This window comes from Enterobacter cloacae complex sp. 418I7 (assembly GCF_050030705.1).
Lineage (GTDB): Bacteria > Pseudomonadota > Gammaproteobacteria > Enterobacterales > Enterobacteriaceae > Enterobacter > Enterobacter intestinihominis.
The window spans coordinates 1-4,665 of sequence record NZ_JBLGUU010000007.1; the positions used below are offsets into that span (position 1 = coordinate 1).

A 4,665-nucleotide genomic window follows, 5' to 3' on the forward strand; every position below is an offset into this window, starting at 1 on the left:
ACTGTCCTTCCAGTGTAGCCGCAGTCAGGCCACCACTTCAAGAACTCTGTAGAACACTCTACTACTCCGCTCCGTGAATCCTCTTACTAATGGCTACCGCCACTGGCGATTTTTCGTGTCTGTTCCGGGTTGGACTCAAGATGATAGTTACCGGGACAACGTGGTAGTCGGGCTGAACGGGGGGTTCGTGCATACAGTCCAGCTTGGAGCGAACTGCCTTCCCGGAACCGAGTGTCAGGCGTGGAATGAGATAAACGCGGCCATAACAGCGGAATGACACCGGTAAACCGAAAGGCAGGAACAGGAGAGCGCACGAGGGAGCCACCAGGGGGAAACGCCTGGTATCTTTAAGTCCTGTCGGGTTTCGCCACCACTGATTTGAGCGTCAGATTTCGTGATGCTTGTCAGGGGGGCGGAGCCTATGGAAAAACGGCTTCGCCGCGGCCTTCTCGCTTCCCTGTTACGTTCCTTCCTGGCATCTTCCAGGAAATTTCCGCCCCACCTGTAAGCCGGCACCGCTCGCCGCAGCCGAACGACCGAGCGCAGCGAGTCAGTGAGCGAGGAAGCGGAATATATCCTGTATCACATATTCTGCTGACGCGCCGGTGCCGCCTTTTTTCTCCTGCCACATGAAGCACTTCACTGACACCCTCATCCGTGCCAACATATTAAGCCAGTATACACTCCGCTAGCGCTACGTGACTGGTTCAGGGCTGCGCCCCGAAACCCGCCAAAAGCCTGACGCGCCTGCGGCTTGTCCAACCCCGTGCCGACCGGGAAAGGTTTTCCCGCCCGTCCCGGCGTTATCAGGAGACCGGTTTGTCAGAGAAACGGAACAAGATGCTCACCATGTGGGTGACGGAGGACGAGCACCGGCGGCTGCTTGAGCGCTGTGACGGCAGGCAGCTGGCGGCGTGGATGCGGCAGACCTGCCTGGACGAAAAGCCGGCACGTTCCGGAAAGCTCCCCTCAATCTCGCCGGCGCTGCTGCGCCAGCTTGCCGGCATGGGCAATAACCTGAACCAGATAGCCCGCCGTGTTAACGCCGGCGGCGGTACCGGCCATGACAGGGTGCAGATTGTTGCGGCGCTGATGGCCATCGATGCCGGACTTGAGCGGCTGCGGCACGCCGTTCTTGAGAAAGGAACGGACGATGATCGTTAAATTTCATCCACGCGGTCGCGGCGGTGGCGCCGGGCCGGTGGACTATCTGCTGGGTAAAGACCGGCAGCGTGAAGGCGCCACCGTCCTGCAGGGGAAGCCGGAAGAAGTCCGGGAGCTGATTGACGCGTCGCCTTACGTTAAGAAATACACCTCCGGGGTACTGTCGTTTGCGGAAGCGGATTTACCTTCCGGCCAGCGGGAAAAGCTGATGGCAAGCTTTGAGCGGGTTCTGATGCCCGGACTTGATAAAGACCAGTACAGCATCCTGTGGGTGGAGCATCGTGACAAGGGGCGGCTTGAGCTGAATTTTCTGATCCCGAACACGGAGCTGCTGACCGGCAGACGGCTCCAGCCGTATTACGATCGCGCCGACCGTCCACGCATCGATGCCTGGCAGACCATCGTGAACGGCAGACTGGGGCTGCACGACCCGAACGCACCGGAGAACCGGCGGGCACTGGTCACACCGTCTGCACTGCCTAAAGCGAAGCAGGAGGCTGCAGAAGCGATTACACGCGGTCTGCTTGCTCTTGCCTCATCCGGGGAGCTGAAAACCCGTCAGGATGTCACTGAGGCGCTGGAAAGCGCAGGTTTTGAGGTGGTCCGCACCACAAAAAGCAGTATCAGCATTGCCGACCCGGACGGGGGGCGAAACATCCGACTGAAGGGAGCCATTTATGAACAGTCTTTTAACGCTGGCGAAGGACTTAGAGCAGAAATCGAAAGCGCAGCAGCAGAATACCGGCGAGATGCTGAAAGCCGCATTCAGCGAGCACGAGAAATCTGTAAAAGCGGAACTGAACGAAAGCGCGAAGAGAATCAGCGCCGCCATCCTCGACCACGACCGGAAACTGTCCTCAGCCATGAGCCAGCGCACGAAAGGCATGGTGCGCATGGTCAGCCAGACGTGGCTGACCATCGTCCTGGTCTCCGCGCTGCTGATCGCCTCGAGCGCGGGCATTCTGTGGTGGCAGGGGCAGCAGATACTCGACAACTACACGACCATCCGGGAGCAGAAGAGCACGCAGGCCATGCTGTCAGAGAGGAACAGCGGCGTGCAGCTCTCGACCTGCGGCGAGCAGAGACGCCGCTGCGTGAAGGTGAACCCGGAAGCGGGACGGTTCGGAGAGGATTCGAGCTGGATGATACTGGCGGGGAAATAGCACATGACGGAGCTGGAAAAACAGTTGCTGAGCGCATTAGAGCAGCTACAGCAGGACTACTCGAAAAGGCTGGACGAGTGGGAGAGCGCCTTCGCGGAATGGCGGACGATGTCTGGTCTTATGCTACGGGAGAACGCAGCGCTGAGCGAGCGCGTCACGGGCTTGAGCAGGCAGGTGCAGAGTTTGAGCGAGCAGCTGCGCCGGTTGTCGAGCGACTGAATGCCGTCGAGCTGCACCGGGAGCAGGAGCGCGTGGTGCAGCATCAGAAAGCGCTGGAGCTGGAGCGATCTCAGCGACAGCGGACGTATAACAGCCCTTCACTGTGATAACCTGATAAAACGGGGCTTTCGGCGGACATCTGCGCTGAAAGCCGGAGCCATTCACCCGACTGCATAGCCATGCAGCCGGGTGAAATTTATCTGGCGCAGAATGCGCGGTTTAGCGGAGAGTTTGCTGCCGGTTTTACCGGGCTGACGCCGCATTTGTTCCGAACCCGTCCGGGGCGGTGCTGATAAGGGATGTTATGGTAAATGCGGCATTTTTTATTATATGGAGTGTATTTTTATGAGAATTAAAAAGCCTCACCTTCGTCCGATAGTCATAACCTTGTCCGTTGGTGGGATTTTGTTAACTTCTATTTTTCTGATTGCCGTTATTATGGTTTTTCAGCGCGAAAATATAGAAAAAGATTTGCTTTATGCTAATTCATCGTACGCTATGAAAATGTCAGATGTAATGAGTGGTTATATTGAAATGGCTCAAGGTGAATTAGCATATGGAGCAAAAAAAATAAAATCAACTAATGATATTGACTCACTTAAAGATGAGGCGGATAGGTTAAGATTGCAGTCTGGTATGTTTAATTCAGTTCTTGTTGTTAGTAATGATGCTGTTGTTCTGGCGACTTCGCCAGAATCTCTTGATTTAGTTGGTACCCGCTTGAATTCAAGTGCCAGCAAATTGGCGATTGAGGAAAAGAAACCATTCATATCTTCACCGTTAAAATCAGTTACTGGGAATTTGATTATTTTGTTGTCACATCCTATTTATGATAAGGGTGGCAATTACATAGGGTATGTCGGTGGGTCTATATATCTAAAAAAACATAATTTATTTGGCGATGTTTTGAGCAGGCATTTTTTCAAGAACAACACTGAAATTAGCATTGTTAGTGATGATGGGAATGTGATCTTTAATAACGATAAAAGTGCTGTTGATCGGCCTATGGTTATGTCTGATGATTTGAAATCAAAGTTAACTGCGTCTGATAGAGGTGAGGGGGCATTTTTTTCTTCGGGGCATAGATATCTTCTTGGTTATGCTAGTATGAAAAATACTGCTTGGAATGTGTTGGTTTATAGTCGTGCTGACAGTGTGACTACTATTCTTATTGCTTATGCTAAAAGTGTACTTGTTCTGCTAATTATAATAATTATTGTGTTTTCACTTATTTCATATTTCATTGCCTCCAGTATTTCACTTCCTTTAGAAAAGCTTGCTATATCTACCAATGCTAAAGATATCGGAGCTTCGCTAGTTTATATTAAAGCTATCAATGCTTGGTATGCCGAAGCTGATAGGCTTAAAAAGGCGCTTTTTACGTATATTAAGGTAATGATGGAAAGAGTTGATTTTCTAAATGAGGTGGCGCTTAAAGATCCCCTTACCGGCGTGAACAATAGATTGGGGTTTTTAAGTAAAATACAGAATCATAAGCGGGATTCAGGGTATTCAGTTATTGTAATTGATGTTGATTTTTTTAAAGAGATAAATGACAGTTTCGGGCATGGGGTCGGAGATGAGGTGCTTGTTTCTTTGGCTCATATTATTAATTCCTGTTGCCGTAGTGAAGATGTTGTTTGTCGGTTTGGTGGCGAAGAGTTTGTTGTTTTCCTGCCGAATACATCTGTGGTAACAGCTAAGTGTGTTGCGGAGCGTATTAGGAGTGTTATTGAAAGTACTGTCTTCCCTAATAACTTGCGGGTCACCATATCTGCTGGTGTGGCAACACAAGATGATCCTCTTGGTAGGATCGATTTTTTGCTGAAAAATGCTGACGATGCTCTTTATCAAGCCAAAAGGGAGGGGCGTAATAAAGTGATTGTATATAGCGCTATTTGAGTTTTTTGATGATGCTTTACGCGCTAGTGTGTCGTTTTTTTTGTGGCGAAGAGTGGGCAAGAAGCGGATCCTCTTGTTATCCCTTCGATGTCGTCGTAATCTCATACCCTGTAAACAAAAAAACCACCGCTACCAACGGTGGTTCGTTTGCCGGAATTCAGAGCTACCAACTCTTTCTTCCGAAGGTAACTGGCTTTCACGGAGCGCAGGTACCAAA

The 4,665-nt window shown here is 51.1% G+C and carries 3 protein-coding genes; all 3 read left to right on the forward strand.

Features of this window, described 5'->3' with window-relative positions; genetic code table 11:
* Window positions 1–819: 819 nt before the first annotated feature.
* Window positions 820–1,164, forward strand: a complete 345-nt coding sequence (locus ACQG0S_RS24450; protein WP_032967811.1) for a MobC family plasmid mobilization relaxosome protein — start codon at window positions 820–822, stop codon at window positions 1,162–1,164.
* Window positions 1,154–2,653: a plasmid mobilization relaxase MbeA gene (mbeA, locus tag ACQG0S_RS24455; RefSeq protein WP_012565229.1), complete on the forward strand. Its 1,500-nt coding sequence runs from the start codon at window positions 1,154–1,156 to the stop codon at window positions 2,651–2,653. The genes ACQG0S_RS24450 and mbeA overlap by 11 nt, the downstream gene beginning before the upstream one ends.
* Window positions 2,654–2,891: 238 nt before the next feature.
* Complete coding sequence (locus ACQG0S_RS24460) at window positions 2,892–4,448, forward strand: sensor domain-containing diguanylate cyclase (protein ID WP_032993376.1); 1,557 nt, start codon at window positions 2,892–2,894, stop codon at window positions 4,446–4,448.
* The last annotated feature ends 217 nt before the right edge of the window (window positions 4,449–4,665 follow it).

Bases quoted from the DNA above. Each gene is read 5' to 3' on its own strand.
- ACQG0S_RS24460 (WP_032993376.1), top strand. From the start codon at position 2,892: ATGAGAATTAAAAAGCCTCACCTTCGTCCGATAGTCATAACCTTGTCC.
- mbeA (WP_012565229.1), top strand. From the start codon at position 1,154: ATGATCGTTAAATTTCATCCACGCGGTCGCGGCGGTGGCGCCGGGCCG.